Raw genomic sequence first — 23,266 nt, forward strand, 5'->3', positions numbered from 1 at the left:
CCTATGCAGTTGTATTGTGACGGTTCTTTTATCTGAAACTTTTCGTTCTAATTGTTTTATCCTAAATATTGTTTGCAAAGTAGCTTCTAAATCTTCTTCTTCTTCAAATGGGTAGCCGTAAATAAATGAGAGTATGCAATTTGTCCCTTCAGAAATAATAAATTGCACGATAGGCTCAAGGATATCTAATTTTAAATCCTATCTAACCAATCAAGAAATGATTCTTTATTATTAATAACTTCTAATGAAATTGTTATAGACAGGGTAGCTCTAACCCCATTCTTTTTCAGTAATTCGAGGTTTTTTATTACTATATCATAAACGCTTCCCTTATTCGTTGAAAATACTCTGCTCATATCATTAATATATTTAGGTCCATCAAGTGAAATACCTATATTTACTCCATGTTCCTTGCAGAACCTTACCATTTGTTCTGTAAGCAGTGTTCCATTAGTCACAATAGAATAACTAAATTTTATCTTACTTTTTTCAGTTTTCTGAATAAAATAAGCCAAACTATTCCACACTAATAATGGCTCTCCACCATAAAAAATAATGTCTACATTTTCTACGGCTTCTTTAATTGCATATCTCATATATCCCTCTATAAATTTATCAATAACATCCATTTTTAAATACTCCACTTCAGAAAATTGCTCTTTATCTGCAATATTTTTAACAGCACAGTATGTACATCTAAGATTGCAAGCGTTTGTAAGAATAATATATATTGTATTGACCTTTCCCATTCTCATTTTTAAAGTATTACGTTTCAATTCTAAAGCATGATTGTCAGTCTCGTCATCATATATATAAATCCCTGCCTCCAAAAGAATTACCAATTCATCCCTATTAACAACTAATAGATGTTCAATCCTTTCAAGCTCATCATTATCTACAAAGATAACATCCATTATCAAAGAATTATATATAGCATAAACTCCATCATCCACTTGTAGTTTTTTATAATATTTTGATAATTTCATAAAACCTCTTCTCCCTCCATAGTCAAAGTATAAAAGAACCCTTTCCTGTTGTACAATTCATCATATGTCCCTCTCTCAATGATTTCCCCATTGTCCATTACAAGTATTTCATCCACCATCTGCATAGTATGATAGTTTAATCGGTGCATGACAGCTATAACGGTACAATTATCTTTATTCATTAAAACCTCTTCAACTTCACCAGCAGTTTCATTATCCAAATTTGAAGTTCCTTCATCAAATAAAATTATCTGAGGATTTCTTAAGAAAACCCTAGCTATTGAAACTCTTTGTTTTTCCCCTCCAGATAATGAATTCCCCTGTTCTCCTAAAGGTAAAAGCAGATTATAGTCAATTTTCTTTAGAAACTCACTCATTCCTGCTTCTGTTAAAGCATTTATAACATCTTCGTTTGAAAAGTCTTTGCTAAATAAGGTGACATTTTCCTTTAATGTCGCATCAAAAATATATGTTTCTTGATCAACCATACTTAAAATATCATAATAATCCTTTTCGTTTATATTTGATAGCTCGTTATTTCCAATCAGACATTCCCCTGTATATCCCATATACATTTTTGCAATAATTTTTAGGAGAGTACTTTTCCCTGATCCGCTTTTTCCAACAATAACATACTTTTTCCCTTTTTCAAATTCACAATTAAGATTTTTTATCACCGGTGTATCTGAACTGTACGAGAATGACAGCCCTTTAATAGTTATTTTATCCCATTCATCTATTTTGCTCTTGTCATTATTTAGAAATTCTCCCTCGTCAGGAAAGTTAGTATCAAGAATCTCATGAATTTCATCTCTCAATTCTTTGCATGATTTAATTTCCACTAAATAATTGCTTGACCTCATCAACGGAAAAGCCACATAGGTCATTAGCTGCGAGGCGGCAACTATATCAGCTACAGAAATGATTCTATTCATTGCTAAAACTCCACCTATACAATAGGTACCTACAAACATAATCTGTCCCAATAAAAAAGAAAGCTCATTCAGTAAATACTTACTTAAATCTAATTTATATCTCTTTTCCAAATCTTCGCTGCTTTTCATTTGATATTTTCCAATCATTATGCCTAATAACTTAAACCTTTTCACAATATGAAATGCACCCAATTGTTCATTCAATTCTCCAATAAATTTATTGTGCTCCTTCATGTATTGATTATTTAACCCATCTATCCATTTACCTGAAAACATAGGAATCGCTAGTTGGATTAAGGACATAGTTAAAATAAAAGCTCCAAGTATCGGACTAATTAAAGATATTAATATCCCAGCAGTTATGAATTGAGTTAACCCAACAAGCATATCTAATATAACGTGAAAATATGAATTTTCCAGTATCTCCATTCCTTTAGTAAAAATGTTAATATAATAGGACCTTGATGAGCTGTAAAATCTGCCTGTCTCTCTGTTCATTATTGATTCGAATCCTCTTTTTCTTATATAAGAAATACACCGTTTTATGAGAACGCGACGTGATTTTGCAGCACAATAATTTATTAATGAAGCTATACAAATATATAATATTGCTATAATCATCAAATCAATCATTTTTCTGAAACTATGCCCCATCGCTACTTCTATTAAATTTTTTAGAAGAATGGCAAGCCCCACTTCAAATATTGACCGTAAAACTAAAAAAAATATTGTTATAGCAAAAATCAACTTGTTTTTAAACATTAAACGCCACATATGCGCCTCCTATTTATAGTGTATCTTGAAATATCTTGCCATCTTTTATTCTTAGAATATTTGTTGATATGTTTTTAATAAATCTAACATCATGGGATACACATATTATCGTGCCAGGATACATCTTGATTAACTCTTCTAAAGCAGTTATAGAAGTTATGTCTAAATAATTTGTAACTTCATCAAAAATTAAAACGTTAAAATCAGAAAGGAAAAGCCTTACAAGGCTTAATTTGACTTGTTCACCTCCGCTCAAGGTGTTTATTTTGTTTTGAAGTTTGTCAGCAGGAAAACCCATTCTATATAAAATACTGCGAGAAAAGCTTTCCCCTTGTATTGAATTCTCTAGAATATATCTACCAACAGTTTTGTTATAATCAAGTTCTTTTAAATTTTGTGATTGCATGCCTATTTTTACTTGAGGCGAAATATGAATACCAACCTCCGATTTTCTATCCGCAATGAGATTTAGTAAAGTTGTTTTCCCACAGCCATTTTTACCTACAATTACTGTTTTACTTCCATTTTCTATATAAAATTTTGCATTTTCAAAAATTATTTTTCCATCATCATAGCTGAAGTTGAGGCAATCCGAGTAGATAATATACTTATTTCTACTTCTAATAAGGGAATAAAGTTGTAACCATGGTTTTATTTGAAATGCCTCATATGGTCTTTCAACAACAGGCAATTGATCAATTCTAGACTGAATACTTTTCGCTTTTTTTGCAAGGGCTTTCTGCTTTGCTGAATAGGACCTACCTACACTTGAGAATTCCTGTGCCTTTCTATCGCTATTGCTAATTTTTCTATTCTTACGGCTAAACTTCATCTCCTTTTCTTTTTGTTCTTTTAAAGCCTGATATAACTTCTCTTTTTTCGCTAAATACTCCTCATATTCAAACTTTTGCCTCTTTACCTCCTCTTCTTTTATACGTGTATATTCATCATATGTGCATTTATATAACTTGACCTTTTTATTTTCTATTTCAAGTATAGAGGTACACAAAGTATTTAGTAAATCACGATTATGAGATATTAATATAAATGATGATTCTTTTTTTAACCTCTCTTTCAAAAAATTAATATAATCCAAGTCAAGATTAGATGTTGGTTCATCAAGCAATAATAAATCGTGAGGTTGTTCCAGCGTTCTTTTAATTCTTAATTTCTGGATCTCACCAGCACTTGCAGATTCCAATGCAGGACTATTTGCAATAGTCAGTTCTGAATACTGAGGAAGATAAGAAATGAGTGCGTTAACATCTACTTTTCCGGTATCATACTCCTCAATCCCATATATAATTTTTAGAAGTGTTGATTTGCCAGAACCATTTTGTCCTACTATACCAACTTTATCACCAGAAAAAAGTTCAAATTTATCTATTGAAAAAAGTTCGTAATCCCCATAATACTTCTTTAAATTACTAATATTTATATATCTCATCAGGATCACTCCTGTTTTTCATCATTTTGGATGCCAAATAATAGAATTTACAACATTATTATTGTTTGTATCCCTCTTGACCTACCAAACTTTTCTATTGCCATTATACAATGAAAATTCTTGAATGTCTACTATATCTTTGTATAGTTTTTATTCCCTAGTTTTGCAGCAAATTTTAAATTAATGTAACCCGAAAACATTTATTTTACTAATGATTTCGGGTAAAATTTTTTATAAATTGCAATGTTAAATGCAACACCTAATGAAAATCATGTAGATATAGGATTTGGAACAAATCATATATAACCTTAAGCCCATCTTAGTTAACAAATTGAGCGGAGGTCGTGATTTGTCAAGGGTTTAAGTCAGGCGAAGCCTGCCCCTTGACAAATCACAAGTGAGCACTATACTTTATAAAGGATGGGCTTAACAGATTTTTGCCAGCTCCTCATAAAAGTATTCTTTAGGTGTCTTATGTCGTTCATTTTTAGCTCTTTCCCAAGATGAATATGGATGTGTATAATATACTTCTATGCCATATTCCTTAAGAGCACTTTCTAAATCACTAAACTCTGTACCATTATCAGATGTTATTGTTTTAAATACTTTGTTTAAATTGTCACCAAACATATCTTTTAATTTTGATAGTGCATCTTTAACAGATTTACTGTCTTTTGTATCCAATAGTAATATTATTTCATGGCGAGTCTTACGCTCTATTAATGTTAAAAGGACCTTGTCATTAGACTTCTTGCCAATTAACGTATCTATTTCCCAATGCCCAAAAACTTCACGGCTTTCAACTTCTTTAGGCCTAAAATCAATACTTTTACCCATAATACGTTTATTTTTACGGTTTTGTTTCTTCCTTGCTTTTAAACGTAGTTTTAAAGGTAAATCAATGTTTTTAACTTTTAATAATCCTCTATCTATATAGTTGTACAGTGTTTTAGTACAAACAATGGTTTTATTATTCCAGCTTGGGTCTTTTTTACAATAGCCTACAACTGCATCTGGTGACCATTTTTCATTTAATATTTTATTTTCAGCATATTTCAAGAAATCTTCTGCTTTAGCTACTTTAAATTTAGCTCCGCAATTTGAACGATTTTTTTCGTAGATAGCTTGACCGGTTTCAGGAAAATAGCTTGTATAAGAAGATAAATCACTTCTAAGTTGTGTAGTAGTTCCACGTTTAATTTCACGGCTTATAGTGCTTGGAGATCGATTAAGTTTTTTAGCAATATACCGAATACTTCTTCCTTCTTTGAGTAATGCATAGATCTCTCCTCGTTCATAGCTACTTAAGTGTTTAAAAGAACGATTTTTTGTGGTATCATTATTATGAACCATAGTGAAAATCCTCCTTGTATGATGTTGAGTTGACACCTATATCATACACGATTTTCACTATGGTTTCTATTTTTTTATCTGTTGCATTTAATTATACAACTAACCTCATTAAATTCTTCTTTTAAAAGGTATGCTATTCTTAAGTCGTCACTGTACCAGAACATTACTTCCAATTCTTCTTTTTGTTCTGTTGTTAAAGTATCATATTTTGCAAGAAGAAGCTTACGGCTTCTTTTGAAATATTTTCTTTTATTGTCTGGCAGCTCTTTTTGTATTCTTTTTCTTACATTTTCTATCGCCCAATATATGTACCTTGTAAAATGAAATTTGTCTATTGCTATTTTAGCTCCTTTGAAATATGTTTTTACTGTATCTGAAAAAGGCCTCCACATGTCTATAATAACCCACTTTACTTTATTCCTGTCTTTAAATCTTTTGAAATATTCACTTAGATTCTTTTGTTTTCTGTCTTTTAAAATATCTAATATTTTTCTTTCTTTTGGGTCTACAATAATGCAATGATATTTCCTGCCTCCAGAGTTCTCTTTGAATTCGTATATACTGATAATTTCCGGTAATGTTTTATAATCAGGTTCTACTCCTATTGTGTCTAAAAGTCTCATCACAGTCGTAATTGATACCCCTGTAACTTCAGATATATCTTTCATGCTTTGTTGTTTTTTTAGTTGTTGTAGTATGTAAATAGATAATCTGCTGGTCATTCGTGGTAAATAGTCTATATGTTCATAGAATTTCTTGCCACAGTGTTTACAAACGTATCTCCTCTTTTTTAGTACTATCACTGTTGGTTTCCCGAATAATGGTACATCTTTTATTCTTTGTACTCTATAATCATGAATCTTAGATGTTATTTCCCCGCATCTTGGACAAATATGTGGTTTCTGTTTCATCTTAATATGAAGCTCTATTCTGTTGTCATTTTCTATAACACCTTCCAAAATTGTATCTTCAGATTTTAAGAAATTTGTGATATAATTACCTTGCACTTATTCTGATGCCTCCTTTTGTTGGGTTGTTTTAACCACTTCTATTATAGCAGGCATTCAGAATAAGTGCTCTCTTTTTTATAGATTTCTTTTTCCCCACCCCAACATTTATTATAGAACCAAAAGTTTCAGTAATTCTTGTAGCCTTTAGGAAATTCATGTGTTGTTCATAAAAAAGAGTAAATGGCAAATATCCTACAGCAAATCCTAAAAATCCAACCCAGGACCCTAAATAACCTAAACCTATTCTCATATAAGTGCGAATTTCACAACCTATTAGCAATACTGCTTCCATTCCCAACAAAAATCCGCCAATACGTTGCCTAAAGTTAATTGTTCCTTTATTCCATCTTCAAAACCAGGATGTGCTCCAAAAAATATCCAACCTACTAATATAAAAGCTAACATGATTACCCATGTAATTACTATACCAATTATGGGTAGATAACCCCTCATTAATATTCTTGTAATACGGGGTACTCCCAATTTTGCATAAAAACTATCGTTTTTTGTCATGCTTTTGCCTGTTTCTAAGCTTATCAATGCGCACTCTGTTCCATAGCCACTTTTTGCAAGGCCAAAACCTCCAATAATTCCAGCTATTAATGTTAATAAAACGTAGATATGCCTTTATCAGCTATAGATTTACCAAAAGGTAAAATTTTTTCTCCATTAGAATATTGGAGAAAGGATGGATTAATTATTCCGCCCCAGACATTTGCAAATGCAAAATAAATGATGTATATTAAGAATAACCACCAGATTATATTTTTATAATATCTGTATTTTGAATCATAGGTAATAGATTCAACAGGATCATTTGTATTACTCTTTACATAAGATAGTGTTTCTTGATGTTTAAAATAACTTGCTAATTTTAGTTTACTCATAATGAATAAAGCTGTGATTCCGCCAATAGCCATAAATATGATTGTAACAGTTGAGTGAATACTCATAAGAGGTACTCCACCAATTAGGTGATTAAGAGTACAACCACCAGCTAAACGTGTTCCATAACTAAAAAGCATTCCTCCTAAGAAATTAATAGCTTAGGTCTTTGCAGAATCCCAAAATCCTTATGGATTAAGGGATTCTGCTGTATATTTTCAAAGGAATTCCCCCGCTTTCGTCGAATTTATATAGAGAACCAAATCCCAAAAAGAAATGGAGGAAATCCTATGAAAATCAAAGCTAAACAACTTTCTCTCTCCGATATTTACGATGATGTTCAATCCTTCTTTGAAGAAGATAAACCCAAGTTTATTAAACTCTTTGATTCCTTTATTGATTTATCTGAACTTATTCCGCCTTCTTTTTACGCCCATTATTATTCCCACTTTGGACGTCATAGAGATTTTTCTCTTGAATCTATGCTCACTGCTTTGATTATCCAAAAAATTCTCTCTATCCCTACTGTTCAACTCCTTGTCCCTGTCCTTAAGCTATCTAAAGAATTAAGAGAGCTTTGTGGCTTTAAAAGAGTCCCTCATCCTTCTCAATTCTCTAGATTTAAATCCATTTTCCTCAAAGATTTGGAGAATTCCTTCAATAATCTTGTTAATTTAACTGAGCCTATTTGTAAGGCTATTAATCCTTCACTTTCTAATATCCTCATCGCTGATACTACTGGCTTTCAACCTTATGTCAGAGAAAATAATCCTAAGTTCTTTGATTCCCTTTATAGAAATATTAAAAAGTTCTCTAAATCTAATCCTGATTTTGATGCCCACTCTTATGCTTGTTCTAAAATGCCTAAGTTCGCTCACTCTAATCCTGATGCTAAATTCTCTTATATTAATGGCCATTATTGTTACTCTATCAAAGCTACCATCCTCACTAATGGCTTAGGCATTATTCAGCATATTAGTTTCTATGACGATGATTTTTTAGATGTCAATACTGCTAAATCTGCTGCCGAGTCTAAAGATTTGTACGATTCTAAAACTTTAATCCCTTCTCTTAATGAATTCTTTAATTTACATCCTATTTTCTCTTATAGATACTTCTTAGGTGATGCCGGGTTTGATTCTTTTGATAATTATAAATACTTGCTCTCAGAGCATGGCATAATACCTATTATCCCTCGAAATTCTAAAAACTTACTTCAACCTACTTTTAACTCTGATGGTATCCCTACCTGCCCCCGTGACCCTTCTCTTAAAATGTCCTATGATGGCATCGTTCGGGAAAAAGGTAGAGCTACCAGAATTAAATGGCTTTGCCCTATGTCCAAAAAAGTTAGACTAAATGGTAAAACTACTTATATTCTTGAATGTGATAACCCTTGTACCTCTTCTAAATGTGGCAGAATATTCTATACTACCCTTGACATTGATTTTAGAAAAAACACTGTTGTCCCTCGTAACTCTAAAAAGTGGTCCAAACTTTATGAAAAACGCCCTATTATTGAAAAATCTATTTCTCTTTTAAAAAGTTCTATCGCTGTTGATAGCTTTAAACTCATAAATACCAGGTCAATCAAAGCTGATGTTTTTCCTGGGGCTATCACTCAACATATTGGTTTAATTATTACTGCAAAGCTTGGTACTTTTGAACATCCTTTATCTTTGAAAAAACTTTTGGCTTGATGACTTGTTCTTATGTTTTGATTCGTTTGTCACCTTTTAACATTAAAAAGGTGTGTTAAGTATTGTCTTTTTTGAATTTGTATCTTTCTTCCATTTCTCTTTTCCCCTCTTGAGCGTGCCTTTAAAATGTAATTTCTTTATTTTGTTCCTTGTAATGTAACTTTTTTACTCTAATATTTATCTCATTTTGCAATCACCTAAAATCTTTTTATATTATAACATGGTATTATAAAAAAATAGGCTTCAAAAAGCCTTTCAGTTTGTTGACAAAGTTAAAAAAATATTCAAAGGAGATATTTTGCATCGTCGCTCCGATGTTCCAAAGCGACAAAACATAAGCTTCCCCTTCAGGTTCCGGCAGGGTACCTACGTCAGGTGGCATCCATGCCTTAAGGTGCCCGCCTCCGCCCTCCTTGGCTTCGGCCCTGCCTCCACCCTCGGTCTTGCTAAGTTTCCCGGCACTCAAGTAAGTATAGTTGTTTTTTTTATTTTTGCTTTATCAAACTCTCTTACTTGAGTGCCGGGTCGCTTTGTAACAAGTTGCTCCTTATGCAAAATATCTCCTTTACGAAAGTTTATCTACAATTTGACATGCCCTAAAGGGCATTAGAAAATATCTTTTTGTTCTTTGTTTATTAATAATTTAACCCATATCTCCTAATTCATACATTACTATTGAACAAACTGCGATGGCTGCTGTCTCAGTTCGCAAAATCCTGGGGCCTAAGCTTACAGGCTTAATACTTTTGTTTAAGGCTAATTCAATTTCCTCTTGAGAAAAACCTCCTTCAGGGCCTATAAAAATTCCAATTTTTTTTACGCCTTTTGCCTTTTTAAGCACCTCTTTTAATTTTGAAGTTTGTTCCTTTTCATATGGAATTATGCATAGATCAAACTTATCAACCTGATTTATAGCCTCTTCAAAGGAAATAGGCATACAAATTTCGGGCACCCCAGTTCTGCCCGATTGTTTACAAGCTTCTTCACTAATTTTTCTCCACCTAGCAATTTTTTTATTTATATTGCTTTTAGTTATGTCTACAACCGTATAACGAGTCACAACTGGGATAAATTTTTTAACTCCAATTTCTGCACATTTTTGAATAATCAATTCCATTTTATCTGACTTAGGCAAGCCTTGAAATAATGAAATTTCTAAGGCACTCTCTGTATTTGATTCTAATTCTCTTTCTAAAAATAAAATAAGCTTGTCTTTTTTTATCTCTTCAATACGAGCAGCATATTCTTTTAATCCATCCGATGCAACAATTTCATTTCCTCTTTTAAGCCTTAAGACATTTACCAGATGATGAAAGTCTTCTCCTTCTATATAGACAAATTCTCCTTTAATATTTTGCCTATCAATAAAAATTTTTCTCATAAGCTCTCACTTTTTCCTTGATAATATTGCACACCATTCTCCTTCTTCTCTAATTTGCAACACTTCAAAAAATTCTTCAACTTTTTGCAAAACTTCTTCTTTTCTACTTTTTATTATACCACTAGCTAAAAATAAGCCCTCTTCTTTTAAGTATTTAGGAACCTCTGCCGACAACTTAATTATCACATCAGCAATAATATTTGCCACTATAATGTCAGCTTTTCCTCTAAATTCGCTTAATAAATCACTTTTAAATACTTTTACATTTTGCAAGTTATTTAATTCTACATTTTGTCGGGCTACTTCCACAGAAACTTCGTCTATATCTGCCGCATAAACTTCCTTTGCTCCTAATTTGCTACTAGTAATACTAAGTATCCCTGAGCCACAACCTACATCAAAAACTATGCTTTCTGGCATCACAATATCTTCTAAAAACTCCAAACACATCTTTGTAGTCTCATGGGTGCCTGTGCCAAAAGCCATTCCGGGGTCTAACTCGATAATTATCTCTTCTCCTTGAGATACATATTCTTCCCAAGAAGGCTTAATCACTATTTTCTTCCCTATTTTTAGAGGCTTGTAGTACTGTTTCCAATTGTTTTCCCAGTCCGCTTCATCTACTTCTGAGACTTTTACGTCAAAATTGCCTATATCAATTCCAAAAGATTTAAGTTCTACAATTCTATCTTTTAAAATATTTATTTTATCTGTAGTATCTGAAGCAATAGGAAAATAGGCAAAAACCTTAATATTTCCCTCTTCTTCAAAAAGAGAAGAATCCAAATAATCCCAATTATCACTTTGCGCCAACAGTTTTACATCATTAGGGTTTTTTATAACTACACCGCCAGCTCCTAATTCGTGCATGATATTTGTCACAGCCTCTTCTGCTTCTTGTGTAGTTGTAACTTGTACTTCAATCCATTTCATTCTTTTCACACCTTTAATTTAAATTTATTATCCGCCAAAAGCATCCTTCATCCTTTGAAAAAAGGATTTTGATTCTGTCGCAGTATTTCCTTCTAATTTTTTTAATTCTCTTAGCAATTCTTTTTGCTTTTCTGTCAACTTTTTAGGCACATCAATATAAACTTCTACAATTTGGTCTCCGCGTCCTCTTCCATTTATGTGAGGAATCCCTTTTCCCCTTAACCTAAACTTAGTCCCTGTCTGAGTTCCTTCTGGTATTGTAAAACTAACTGTTCCATCCAGCGTAGGAATTTTTATTTCTCCGCCTAAAGCTGCATCAGCAAAACTTATAGGCATTTTCAAATGCACATTGTATCCTTCTCTTGTGAACAACTCGTGGGGCTTTACGTGAATTACAATATACAGATCTCCCCTTGGACCTCCTCTTAAGCCTGGCTCTCCTTCCCCTCTTAAGGTAAGCATTTGTCCTTCGTCTATTCCTGCTGGTATAGTAACTCTAATTTTTCTCCTCCTTCTAATTCTACCTGTTCCACCGCATTTGTTGCAAGGGTCAGTAATAATTTTTCCTTCACCATGGCACCTATGACAAGTTCTTATATTTACAATTCTTCCAAAAGGAGTATTCTGTGCAGTTCTCACTTCACCAGTTCCATGGCATACAGGACAAGTCTCCGGTTTGCTACCTGGCTTTGCCCCTGTTCCTTTACACACATCGCATTCTTCAAATCGCTCAACCTCTATCTCTTTTTCTGTTCCAAAAGCAGCCTCTTCAAAAGTTAAAGTAAGGTCATATCTTATGTCATTACCCTTTTGAGGGCCTGTTTCTGCTCTTCTCCTGCCAGTACCAAAGAAATCATTAAAAATATCGCCAAATATATCGCCAAATCCTCCAAAGCCTCCAAAATCAAAACCGCCCTCTCCAAAACCTCCTTGACCAAATCCACCTTGGCCAAAACCGCCTTGCTCAAAGGCTGCGTCTCCAAATTGGTCATATTGGGCTCTTTTTTGAGGGTCGGAGAGAATTTCGTAAGCTTCGTTTATTTCTTTAAATTTTTGCTCTGCTTCCTTATCTCCTGGGTTCAAGTCAGGATGATATTTCTTAGCAAGCCGTCTATAAGCCTTTTTTATTTCTTCTTCTGTGGCATTTCTATCTACTCCTAATATTTCATATAAATCTTTTTTAGCCACTTTCTCACCTGCCTTTCATTACGCAAATTAGAACCAGGTAAAACCTGGTTCTATATTATTTATTATCATCATCCTCCACTTTATAGTTGGCTTCATAAACATTGTCCTGTGTTGTACCTTGTCCAGCACTACCTGTATTTGTAGCTCCTCCCGTTTGTCCTCCCGCTTGTTGGTATATTCTTGTAGAAACTTTGTAGAAGGCTTGTGAAAGTTTCTCAGAAGCATTTTTAATCGCTTCTATATCGCTTCCTTCAAGAGCTTTTCTCACATTTTCTATTTCTCTATTTATTTCATCTTTTTCGGCTTGCGTCATCTTATCTCCAAGGTCTTTCATTGTTTTTTCAGCTTGATAAATGAGAGAATCTGCTTTATTCCTTATTTCGATTTCTTCTTTCTTCTTCCTATCTTGTTCTTCATACTGCTTAGCCTCATTAATCATTCTTTGTATCTCTTCTTCTGACAAATTAGTTGTAGAAGTAATAGTTATATCCTGAGATTTACCAGTACCTAAGTCTTTTGCAGAAACATGTACAATTCCATTGGCATCTATGTCAAAAGTAACTTCAATTTGAGGTACTCCTCTTGGAGCTGGTGGAATCCCTGACAAAATAAACCTTCCGAGAGTTTTGTTGTCTTTTGCCATAGGCCTTTCGCCTTGTAACACGTGTATTTCAACAGAAGTCTGATTATCCGCTGCAGTGGTAAATATCTGGCTCTTTCTTGTAGGTATTGTGGTGTTTCTCTCTATAATCTTAGTAAATACTCCACCTAAGGTCTCTATACCCAAAGACAAAGGTGTTACGTCCAGTAAGAGAATATCTTTCACTTCTCCGGCCAATACTGCCGCCTGTATAGCTGCACCTATAGCCACTGCCTCATCTGGGTTAATTCCTTTGTGAGGTTCTTTACCCATTATTCTCTTTACTGTCTCCTGTACCAAAGGCACTCTTGTAGAACCACCAATGAGAATGACTTTATCAATATCAGAAGGTTTTAAACCTGCGTCGCTTAATGCTTGGTTAACAGGACCTACAGTTGATTCTACAAGGTCGGAGATTAGCTCTTCAAATTTTGCCCTTGTAAGATTTACATCTATATGTTTTGGACCTGTAGCATCAGCAGTAATAAATGGCAAGTTTATATTAGTAACCGTTGCAGAAGAAAGCTCTATTTTTGCTTTTTCCGCAGCATCTTTTAGTCTCTGCAATGCCATCCTGTCATTTCTTAAGTCAATTCCATATTCTTTTTTGAAGTTGTCAGCAAGCCAATCTATTATCCTTTGGTCGAAGTCATCCCCACCCAAGTGGTTATTGCCACTTGTAGCCAAAACTTCAAATACTCCATCTCCTATTTCCAAAATAGAAACGTCAAAAGTACCGCCACCTAAGTCGTAAACCATTATCTTTTGATTTCCTTCTTTGTCAAGGCCATATGCCAAAGCAGCAGCTGTCGGCTCATTTATTATTCTCAAAACCTCAAGACCTGCAATCCTACCTGCGTCTTTTGTAGCCTGTCTTTGGCTGTCATTGAAATAAGCAGGAACAGTAATTACCGCCTGTGTAACTTTTTCACCCAAGTAAGCTTCTGCATCAGCCTTGAGCTTTTGCAAAATCATTGCAGAAATCTCTTGAGGTGTATATTCTTTATCGTCAATTTTTACTTTGTAATCAGTTCCCATGTGTCTTTTTATAGACATTATAGTCCTGTCAGGATTTACAATTGCCTGCCTTTTTGCAACTTGCCCTACTAACCTTTCTCCTTCTTTAGTAAAAGCAACGACTGAAGGCGTAGTACGAGCTCCTTCTGCGTTAGGTATTACTACAGGTTGGCCTCCTTCCATAACAGCAACACAAGAAAAAGTAGTTCCTAAGTCAATTCCTATAACTTTCCCCATATTTTTCAACCTCCTTTTTATTTTGCTACTTTAACCAAACTTGGTCTTATTACTTTATCTTTTAGATAATACCCTTTTTGGAAAACTTCAATAATTTCATTTGGTTGTTTTCCTTCTACCTCTTCCTGCATTACAGCATGGTGCTTATAGGGGTCAAAAATCTGCCCCTCTGCTTCAATTTCTTTTACACCAAATTTATCCAACATCTTTTTAAACTGCCTGTAAATTAATTCTATCCCTTCTTTTAGAGAATTATAATCTCCACTGCTCGCCAAAGCTCTTTCAAAATTATCCATAACAGGCAAAAGTTCTAAAATTACTATTTCTTTACCATATTCTACCATTTCTGATTTTTCTTTTTCTGTTCTCTTCCTGTAATTTTCAAATTCTGCTTTCAATCTTTGTGCAATATCTAAATATTCTTGAGCTTCAGCCTCTTTTTGCTGAAGTTTTTGCTTTAATTCCTCTATTTCATCAACCGTTTGTTGCTGATGCTCTTGCTGTGTTTGTTCTTCCTCTTCAGGAGGCCCTTCCATTTGTTCATTTGATTCTAAATTATTTACATCATTTTCCTCCTCTTTGTTAATTTCTTTTTCCATCTCTTCCACTTATATCACCTCGTTATATTTCATCATTGTATATACTCGACAAAAGATTTGAAAGCTCTTTTGTCATCACATTGATTTCACTAATCAACTTCCTATAATCCATTCTTGTAGGTCCTATAATTCCTATTGTACCCACCACACGGCCATTAATCTTATAAGTAGTTTTTATTACGCTTAAATCCTTCATCTCTTCAAACTTGTTTTCGCTTCCTATTCTCACATCTATAAAATCTACTTCAGGCTCTAAAACTTCGTTCAATAACGACTTGTTGTCCAAAAGATTGAAGAAATTTTTTGCTTTGCCTAAATCCTTGTATTCAGGAAAATCTAAAATATGGGAAGTTCCATCCGCATAAATGTCTGTTTCCTGTAACTGCTTCAAGCTCAAAAGTATAGTGTTTATCAATTCGTCGGCTATAAAAGCCATCTCTCCCAACATCTGCCTTAAATCCTGTTGTAAAAACTCAAAAATATCTTTTTCACTTTTTCCGGCAATTTTCTCGTTTAACAAATTATTTAAAAACTCAAAAATAGTTCTATCTACATTTTGGCATAAATTTAGCAAGTAATTTTTTACAATTCCTGTGTCCGTCACTACTAAAAAGATCATTTTATTAGAAGCAACAGGTATAAGTTGGATTTTCTTTATTCTATCAGGGTTCAACTTTGGCATTTTAGCAACTGTAGTATGGTGAGTTATGTTAGCCAAAATTCTTGCATATTTCTTTACAATTTCATCAAATTCTGCTATTATTTCCTCGCGAGTATTATAGCTAATTGGAGGGTCATTGTTTATATAATTTCGAAGAATGCTGTCTACATAAAATCTATATCCTTTATCTGAAGGTATTCTTCCTGCGGAAGTATGAGGTTGCTCCAAATATCCCATTTCTTCTAAATCCGCCATTTCGTTTCTTATAGTAGCAGAACTTAATCCTATATTGTACTTCTTAGCTATTGTTCTCGACCCTATTGGCTCTGCCGTCATAATATAATCAGTAATAACCGCATATAGTATTTTTTTCTTCCTATCATCTAACGGCATTTTCACCACCCCATGTATTATTAGCACTCTACTCGATTGAGTGCTAATTCATGTTTTTAAAATACCACTCTTATAATTTTTTGTCAATACTCATTTAGGGCAGAAATTCTTCAAAAATGACGTTAGAGACATCAATACCCCTCTCGGTAAGTTTTACACACTCATTATCAATCTCAATTAGACCTTCTTTTAAGTATTTTTGTATTACTTTTTTGTAAATTTCAAACAAACTGATACCAAATCTTTTCTTAAAATCCTTGTCACACACTCCTTTTGTCATTCTCATTCCTAAAAACATAAACTCAGCCATTCTATCTTGTTTTGTCAACTTTATCTTTTCCTTAACTGCACTTTTTCTTTCTAAAATGCTCTTAATATAGTCTTTTATATTTTCAATATTACTATATCTCACATCCGCCATATAAGAATGGGCTCCTGCACCAAATCCCAAATAATTTTTGCATTCCCAGTATAAAATATTGTGGCGACATTCAAATGTGGGCAATGCAAAATTAGATATTTCGTAATGGTGATAGCCTTTTTCTTTTAAAAACTCTATACCCCAATGATACATTTTAAGCTCTTCTTCCTCATCAACTATAGGCAACTGACCCTTTTCATAAAGTCTGTAAAAGGAGGTGTTAGGTTCTAAAATCAAGCTATAAGTAGAAACATGCGTCGGCTGTAATTTTACTACTTCTTTTAAAGTTTCTTGCCACTCTTTAAAGGTTTGAGTAGGAAGAGCGTACATCAGGTCTATATTTATATTGTCAAAGAACTTTTTCACTAACTCATAATTTCCAAAAAATTCTTCTACTGTATGAATTCTACCTATATATTTTAAAAGCCTATTTTGAAAAGCTTGAAGTCCAATACTTACTCGGTTTATCCCGTTGTCTTTATAAATTTTTAGTTTTTCTTCAGTTATAAGGCCGGGATTCATTTCAATAGTAATTTCGCAACCATCAAGTATTTTATAATTTTTAAATACAGATTTCAATATCTTCTCTATATAAGAAGGAGGCAAAAGGTTAGGGGTACCTCCTCCTATATAAACCGAAACCACATTATAATCTTTTGTAGAATTTGATTCTATTTCCATAAGTAGTGCCCGAATATAGTCGTCAAAAAGATAATCATAGCCTGCATAAGAATTAAAATCACAATAATAGCATTTTCTTTTACAAAAAGGAATGTGAATGTATAATCCTATCTCCCTCATTTTTCATCATCTAATTTCAATATTGACATAAAAGCCTCTTGAGGTATTTCAACACTTCCCACCTGTCTCATGCGCTTTTTACCTTCTTTTTGCTTCTCCAAAAGTTTTTTCTTACGAGTTACGTCTCCTCCATAGCACTTGGCAAGGACATTTTTCCTCAAAGCTTTTACAGTCTCTCTTGCAATAATCTTAGAACCTATTGCAGCCTGGATTGGGATTTCAAAGAGGTGCCTTGGAATATTTTCTTTTAACTTTTCTACAATTTTTCTCGCTTTTTCATAGGCTTTATCTTTATGAACTATCATGGATAAAGCATCTACCAATTCGCCATTTATCAAAATATCAAGCTTTACCAAATTAGATTCTTTATACCCTTTAAGCTCATAGTCGAAAGAGGCATAACCCCTTGTTCGTGATTTTAAAGCATCAAAAAAGTCGTATATTATCTCATTTAAAGGCATTTCATATTTTAAAAGTACGCGAGTTTGTTCTAAATATTCCATTCCTAAATATACTCCCCGTCTATCCTGGCAAAGCTCCATAATCGCCCCTACATATTCAGTAGGCACCATAATAGTAGCTTCCACAATTGGCTCTTCAATATGATCTATTTGCGTAGGAGGTGGCATTTTTGTAGGATTGTCCAAATCCAATACTTCTCCATTAGTCTTATATACTTTATAGATTACACTTGGAGCAGTAGTGACAAGGTTTAAATTGTACTCTCTTTCAAGTCTTTCTTGGACTATTTCCATGTGCAAAAGTCCCAAAAAGCCACACCTAAATCCAAAACCTAAGGCAGCAGAGGTGTCAGGTTCAAATACAAGTGACGCATCATTTAGCTGAAGTTTTTCTAAAGCTTCTTTTAAATTTTCATAATCTTGTCCATCCGCAGGATAAATTCCACAAAAGACCATTGGCACTACTTCTTTATAGCCAGGAAGTGGAGAATCGGCTGGATTGTCTGCGTCTGTTATTGTATCTCCTACACGAGTGTCTTTTACATTTTTTATGCTGGCAGCAATGTAGCCAACTTCACCGGATTTAAGCTCTTCTACTGGATAAAGGTTAGGTCTAAACATACCCACTTCTGTAACTTCAAAAACTTTGCCAGTAGAAAACATTTTTATTCTCATTCCTGGTTTAACAATTCCATCTACTACCCTTACAAAGCTTATTGCTCCTTTGTAATTATCATAAAAAGAGTCAAAAATTAGCGCTTTTAAAGGCTTATTTTCATCTCCTTTTGGAGGGGGAATTCTATTTACAATGGCTTCTAAAACTTCTTCTATACCTATGCCTTCTTTAGCAGAGGTAAGCAAAGCATCTTCTGCGTCAATCCCAATCACGTCTTCAATTTCTTTTTTTACATGTTCAGGATTTGCTGAAGGAAGGTCTATTTTATTTATCACAGGTACTATCTCTAAATCATGTTCTAAAGCCATATATACATTAGCAAGGGTTTGCGCCTCAATCCCTTGTGTAGCATCTACTACAAGCAGGGCTCCTTCACAAGCTGCAATACTTCGGGATACCTCGTAAGTAAAATCCACATGTCCAGGGGTATCAATGAGATTAAGCTCATATTCATTTCCATCTTTAGCTTTATAAATCATTCTTACAGGCTTTAACTTTATAGTAATTCCTCTTTCCCTTTCTAATTCTAAATTATCTAAAATTTGCTTATCTGTTTCCCTTTCAGAAAGAAAACCTGTTTTCTCAATAAGTCTATCTGCAAGAGTAGATTTACCATGGTCTATGTGAGCAATAATGCAAAAATTTCTAATATACTGCATCCTCTCTGACATTTTGTACCTCCTCAAAAATTAAAGACTTAGACCTCATTTCCAAAATCGGCCTTTAAAGTATTGGCTTAACCCTCCTATGTCAATAACTGACTCCTTACCAAAAATTTTAACGATCACCTTTTCGCTATTTGAATATACACCAAATATTTTTACTTTCCTCACTCCAGTAGTAATTTCATTAAAGGAAGAATCAGCTATTACAAGTCCTACTACCATAATAACAATGTACAATAAAAGAGCAAAGATTACAAGTCTCTTTCTTTGAATCTGTTTCTTTCTCTCTCTTGTCCTTGTAAGCCTCATCTTTTATCTTCCCTTCAAGGTATGATAAATCTGTTGTATTTCTTTAATCATTTTATCATAACTATATTTTTCTGCACTTTCTTTTCCTTTTAAGCTTATATTTTTTCTCAGTTCTGCAACTTTCAAAAAATTCTCCATAACTTTTTTCCATTTTATACCTATTTTGTCTAATAATATCACTAGTTATAGTAAATGTTTTTTTATTCCTCCTTCTGATTTTCTTACAATTTGCAATACCTTCATTTTTACCATAAAACCACCTTTTAAGAGATTTCATCAATAACAAGATGTATTAGCATAGGTCCTACAAACACCATCATTGTAGCTGCCGCTACAATTCCTGAATCATTAAAAACCAATGCAAGAATGCTTCCTATAATCGTCGCAACAAAGCATATTCGAATGTAGGAGTGTTTTTTGAAAATTTCACTCAACACTCCAACGGGTTTGAAGAAAAGAATTAGTAAAACACCTATAAGTGTCAACAATACTCTCGACCATATAGAATATTTTATGAGTTTATAATTCATTAAAAGCTTTCTTTCAAAAATTTGCAATAAAGATTCTATGCCATGGTTTTTTACTAAAGCAAAAGTTTGTCCTATGTGAGTTTGTTGAGAAACCGGCCTTAAAGAATCCAAGTAAAACAGTCCTATAAGCATTAAAACTATCCCTATCCCAATATACAATAGATTTCTTATGTTAATTTTTTTACCAGATAAAAGTAACAATGCCACAGCAAAAGCTCCAAAGGCCGTTATCGATCCTCCAACATTTGTACCTATACTTGGAGCTGCAATAAAGTAGAATACCAGTGCGTATATTATTGAAGTTATAGCTAAAAGCAGCTTTTTATTCGAAAAAATTTCAAAAGCCATTGTAGTAAAACATAAGACGGCTCCAATCAATACCCCCAGATACTCGTTTCCTATGCCATAAAAACGGGCCCCTACGATGACGTCATAGCTTAAAAAAGAATTTTTTAGCAAATATTGCCCTGTCACAAGGTCAATTAGCAAAACAAGGGAAGTAATTAAACCTATTATAGCATAGAAATAATAACCATAAGGATTAATTTCATGAATCGCTATAATTGCTACTGCTGTCAAAAATAATATTCCCACGATGCTATTTGATAGACTAGTATAATTAAACAAAGGTAATAGCAAAAAAGTCAAAGGAATAGTAGAAACAAAAAATAATAGAGGCTTTAAATAGACCGCATACTTTTTTAAAAAAAACAAAACTAATAGGGCTAAAATTAAAATTATTATCTCTAAAACCACATAAGTCCTTAAGAAAATAGGCCTATAAGTGTAATTAAAAACAAGTTTATGACTTTCAGCCAATAATTTGTCTACACTTCCTTTGTAACCAGAATTATAAAGGGGATGTCCCATCAAAAAAGTGGGTATAGGAATGTCAAAATACTGTAAAATTGTCGGCATTAAATCTGTATTTGTGACAATCCCCTCTCTTTTTGTTGTGTCTGAAGTAACATAGCCTTTAGTAAAGCCTGGTCCAAAAAGTATTATGGGGGTTAAATAACTCTTTTGCCCCATATCTTTAGATGGAGGAAGTGGAGTTAAGACAATGTATAAGGTGTTGGGACTGCCTTCTCTTATGACTTTGCCAATAAATTTATCTGCTTCGTATAAAGCCCTTTTTTTATTTCTCTCATTAATTTTATCCATCGCATATTTATGGTAATCATTCGCTCTTAACGTATCCCCTAATTGAAAAACCGTTAAGTCGGGTTTTTCCTTCATCTCAGTATATTTTTGATAAAGCAAATCATAATCTGTCATAATTCCAAAAGGGCTGAAAGGGTCTCTTTTTAAGACATTATCACTCACATCCCCAAAATCTACAATTCCTTTTTCATCCATTACTATAAGAGGTGCATATCTTCTTTGTTCTACATCAGTATCTTCATTACCAAACACAGCAACAGTTTTTCCATTTTGTTTTAAAAGAGTGCCTAATAAGCCAGGTACTACAATGTGATTTCGAGTTAGGTTATTTCTCTCTACTTGCGCAAAATCTAAATTTACTATATTAAATACTTGGGGTTTAATACCTGTATTTCTTTTGAAAATTATAGAGGCTTGTTCTCCATTTACTATTTCAGAAGCATTAAAATTAAGGGAAGCTTTTTCAGATCCTACAGCTCTTGTCCCACAACCAATTGTCATATACACGTTTTCAGGGGTCCTGCCTCCATCAGAATTTACCGTCATAAGTCCATATGTACCATTTTCCATGAGGTATTTTATATTAGGAAGGTCATTTTCAACATAGTCATTTAAATTAACCCTGTCTACAATAAAAATAACTATTTTTCTATCTTTTATACTATTTACTTGTCCATAAGAAACAGTACTAAAGAGGATTAAAAACGCCAAGACCAATCCCATTATTCTTGCTACAAATTTCATAAAGAACCTCCTAAATCTTTGATAATTACAGTAATTTATTTTAACCTTTTTTTAAATTAATATCAACATCTATCGCTATAAAATAAAAAGCAGTTTTCACTGCCCAAAATCTTGTTGCTGCTTTATCACTTCACTAATGGCTTTAGCCAGATACTTTGTAGTTGCAATTGCCTCCTCTAAAGTATTATAGTTACTTCCTAATTCTATCAGTATCGACTTTTCAAGAAGATGCTGATTATATTCACTGTAGGGCTTTACCTGTACTCCTAAAGATAGGCCGGGATAAAGCTCATTTAATTTATCACTTATTCTTTTGGCAAATTCGTAATTTTTTCTCCAATCTTGTTGCATTTCCGGTGTCCTTCTTGAGCCTATTATGAAAGAAACTCTTGCTACTTTTTCCCCGTTTATTTCCATCACATATTTTTTTCTAAAATCTTGGTTTGGCAAATTGCTCAAAACAGGAATAGTTTCTACTCCTGGTTTCATAACAGCACCATAGCCATCTCTATGCAAATCAATCGCTGCCTTAATAGAAGGATACTCCTTTAAAATTTTACTGACTGTTGCAAAAGAGTTTACATAAGATTTGTCATAGTTATAATCGTTGATAGTTTTGTCGTGCAATACAGGAATTCCTTCTTTTCTAAGATATTCCGTAAGATAATCCGCTACTTTTGCAACAGTATAATTTAAATCATCTGTCCTATCATAGCCGTACCTTGCTATGTATTTGTTCTTTTCTGTAGCAGCATAAGCTTCCATAGTATGAGTGTGATATATCAAAAGATAGGGTTTACTATTATCTATATTTTTCAAAACTGGTTTTTCTTCCTCTCCTTGTGTCTGAGATGTGTTTTTGTCACTTTGTGCATTAGTATCAAACAAATTCACATTGTTATTAGAAGGAGGATTTGTTTGTGCATCATCATTCTGTATATTATTAGTACTTACCTTTTTCAAATCTACCTGTGCTAAAATTGGAAGTTGAAATTTCAATATATTGATAGGGTCTTTAACTTTAGCATTTAACAAAGTGGAAAAGGTTAAATCCTTTCCTGTATATCCCTGAGAGGTAAAAGCTACTTCTATTATCGGCAGGGTATAATTTATTGAAGTTACAAATAAACTGTCTAATTTATCATACTCCTCTGAAAAAGAATCACCAATTATTTGTTTATATTCACCTTTATAAGGTTGTGTCATCCAATTATAAAGAAAAACATTTGTCAATAACAAAATTAAAAACATTATCCTGCTTATCTTTAAACTATAATACCTGTACAAAAGAAGCACCTCTCTTTGGTTTTTATATTTTATAAATATTCCATCAAGAGGTGCTTTAGTACTTCATGT

20 protein-coding genes and 1 pseudogene are annotated in these 23,266 nt (G+C 33.3%); 1 reads left to right on the forward strand and 20 read right to left on the reverse strand.

Translation table 11 applies throughout. From position 1 onward, the window contains the following. Nucleotides 1–191 precede the first annotated feature (191 nt). From THEBR_RS07020 to THEBR_RS07055, 8 genes and pseudogenes are all read right to left on the reverse strand, one after another. Nucleotides 192–986, reverse strand: a complete 795-nt coding sequence (locus THEBR_RS07020) for a radical SAM protein (RefSeq protein ID WP_012269415.1) — start codon at nucleotides 984–986, stop codon at nucleotides 192–194. Beyond that, nucleotides 983–2,695 carry an ABC transporter ATP-binding protein gene (locus THEBR_RS07025; RefSeq protein WP_012269416.1) on the reverse strand — a complete coding sequence of 571 codons (1,713 nt, stop codon included), beginning with the start codon at nucleotides 2,693–2,695 and terminating at the stop codon, nucleotides 983–985. The genes THEBR_RS07020 and THEBR_RS07025 overlap by 4 nt, the downstream gene beginning before the upstream one ends. A gap of 13 nt (nucleotides 2,696–2,708) precedes the next feature. Further along, on the reverse strand, nucleotides 2,709–4,142 hold the full coding sequence (abc-f, locus tag THEBR_RS07030) for a ribosomal protection-like ABC-F family protein (protein ID WP_012269417.1): 1,434 nt from the start codon (nucleotides 4,140–4,142) through the stop codon (nucleotides 2,709–2,711). 426 nt (nucleotides 4,143–4,568) lie between these two features. After that, complete coding sequence (locus THEBR_RS07035) at nucleotides 4,569–5,495, reverse strand: IS30 family transposase (protein ID WP_012269418.1); 927 nt, start codon at nucleotides 5,493–5,495, stop codon at nucleotides 4,569–4,571. Between the two features lie 83 nt (nucleotides 5,496–5,578). Beyond that, nucleotides 5,579–6,502: pseudogene (locus THEBR_RS07040) on the reverse strand (ISL3 family transposase); the annotation flags it as partial. 31 nt (nucleotides 6,503–6,533) lie between these two features. After that, nucleotides 6,534–6,797: a hypothetical protein gene (locus tag THEBR_RS07045; protein WP_156770935.1), complete on the reverse strand. Its 264-nt coding sequence runs from the start codon at nucleotides 6,795–6,797 to the stop codon at nucleotides 6,534–6,536. Further along, the gene (locus THEBR_RS07050) at nucleotides 6,779–7,018 is read right to left on the reverse strand and encodes a hypothetical protein (protein ID WP_012269421.1); all 240 of its coding nucleotides are present in this window, start codon (nucleotides 7,016–7,018) and stop codon (nucleotides 6,779–6,781) included. Before THEBR_RS07050 ends, THEBR_RS07045 begins: the two co-directional genes overlap by 19 nt. A gap of 92 nt (nucleotides 7,019–7,110) precedes the next feature. Continuing rightward, complete coding sequence (locus THEBR_RS07055) at nucleotides 7,111–7,530, reverse strand: YeeE/YedE thiosulfate transporter family protein (protein ID WP_041589953.1); 420 nt, start codon at nucleotides 7,528–7,530, stop codon at nucleotides 7,111–7,113. Nucleotides 7,531–7,680: 150 nt separating this feature from the next. Here THEBR_RS07055 and THEBR_RS07060 point away from each other — a divergent pair, with 150 nt between their 5' ends. After that, the gene (locus THEBR_RS07060; RefSeq protein WP_012269422.1) at nucleotides 7,681–9,090 is read left to right on the forward strand and encodes a transposase; all 1,410 of its coding nucleotides are present in this window, start codon (nucleotides 7,681–7,683) and stop codon (nucleotides 9,088–9,090) included. Between the two features lie 643 nt (nucleotides 9,091–9,733). Here the strand turns inward: THEBR_RS07060 and THEBR_RS07065 are convergent. From THEBR_RS07065 to spoIIP, 12 genes are all read right to left on the reverse strand, one after another. Continuing rightward, nucleotides 9,734–10,471 (reverse strand): 16S rRNA (uracil(1498)-N(3))-methyltransferase, encoded by a 738-nt coding sequence (locus THEBR_RS07065; protein WP_013570822.1) that lies wholly within the window; start codon nucleotides 10,469–10,471, stop codon nucleotides 9,734–9,736. 6 nt (nucleotides 10,472–10,477) lie between these two features. After that, nucleotides 10,478–11,404, reverse strand: a complete 927-nt coding sequence (prmA, locus tag THEBR_RS07070; RefSeq protein ID WP_012269423.1) for a 50S ribosomal protein L11 methyltransferase — start codon at nucleotides 11,402–11,404, stop codon at nucleotides 10,478–10,480. A 27-nt stretch (nucleotides 11,405–11,431) separates the two neighbouring features. Then, the gene (dnaJ, locus tag THEBR_RS07075) at nucleotides 11,432–12,592 is read right to left on the reverse strand and encodes a molecular chaperone DnaJ (RefSeq protein WP_003868076.1); all 1,161 of its coding nucleotides are present in this window, start codon (nucleotides 12,590–12,592) and stop codon (nucleotides 11,432–11,434) included. Between the two features lie 55 nt (nucleotides 12,593–12,647). Continuing rightward, nucleotides 12,648–14,486, reverse strand: coding sequence for a molecular chaperone DnaK (gene dnaK, locus THEBR_RS07080; RefSeq protein ID WP_003868077.1), 1,839 nt, complete (start codon nucleotides 14,484–14,486; stop codon nucleotides 12,648–12,650). Nucleotides 14,487–14,503: 17 nt separating this feature from the next. Beyond that, entirely contained in the window at nucleotides 14,504–15,085 is a 582-nt protein-coding gene (grpE, locus tag THEBR_RS07085) for a nucleotide exchange factor GrpE (protein WP_218623599.1), read from the reverse strand. Nucleotides 15,086–15,107: 22 nt separating this feature from the next. Next, the gene (hrcA, locus tag THEBR_RS07090; protein WP_003868079.1) at nucleotides 15,108–16,139 is read right to left on the reverse strand and encodes a heat-inducible transcriptional repressor HrcA; all 1,032 of its coding nucleotides are present in this window, start codon (nucleotides 16,137–16,139) and stop codon (nucleotides 15,108–15,110) included. Nucleotides 16,140–16,233: 94 nt separating this feature from the next. After that, nucleotides 16,234–17,361, reverse strand: a complete 1,128-nt coding sequence (hemW, locus tag THEBR_RS07095; RefSeq protein ID WP_009052599.1) for a radical SAM family heme chaperone HemW — start codon at nucleotides 17,359–17,361, stop codon at nucleotides 16,234–16,236. Continuing rightward, nucleotides 17,358–19,169 carry a translation elongation factor 4 gene (gene lepA, locus THEBR_RS07100; RefSeq protein ID WP_012269424.1) on the reverse strand — a complete coding sequence of 604 codons (1,812 nt, stop codon included), beginning with the start codon at nucleotides 19,167–19,169 and terminating at the stop codon, nucleotides 17,358–17,360. Before lepA ends, hemW begins: the two co-directional genes overlap by 4 nt. Before the next feature lie 33 nt (nucleotides 19,170–19,202). Then, on the reverse strand, nucleotides 19,203–19,472 hold the full coding sequence (locus THEBR_RS07105) for a hypothetical protein (RefSeq protein WP_009052601.1): 270 nt from the start codon (nucleotides 19,470–19,472) through the stop codon (nucleotides 19,203–19,205). A gap of 3 nt (nucleotides 19,473–19,475) precedes the next feature. Beyond that, complete coding sequence (locus THEBR_RS12635) at nucleotides 19,476–19,598, reverse strand: hypothetical protein (protein WP_255345457.1); 123 nt, start codon at nucleotides 19,596–19,598, stop codon at nucleotides 19,476–19,478. A gap of 137 nt (nucleotides 19,599–19,735) precedes the next feature. Beyond that, entirely contained in the window at nucleotides 19,736–21,910 is a 2,175-nt protein-coding gene (locus tag THEBR_RS07110) for an alkaline phosphatase family protein (RefSeq protein ID WP_003868083.1), read from the reverse strand. A gap of 96 nt (nucleotides 21,911–22,006) precedes the next feature. Continuing rightward, entirely contained in the window at nucleotides 22,007–23,197 is a 1,191-nt protein-coding gene (spoIIP, locus tag THEBR_RS07115) for a stage II sporulation protein P (RefSeq protein WP_009052603.1), read from the reverse strand. Nucleotides 23,198–23,266: the final 69 nt, after the last annotated feature.

Source organism: Thermoanaerobacter brockii subsp. finnii Ako-1, assembly GCF_000175295.2.
Lineage (GTDB): Bacteria > Bacillota > Thermoanaerobacteria > Thermoanaerobacterales > Thermoanaerobacteraceae > Thermoanaerobacter > Thermoanaerobacter pseudethanolicus.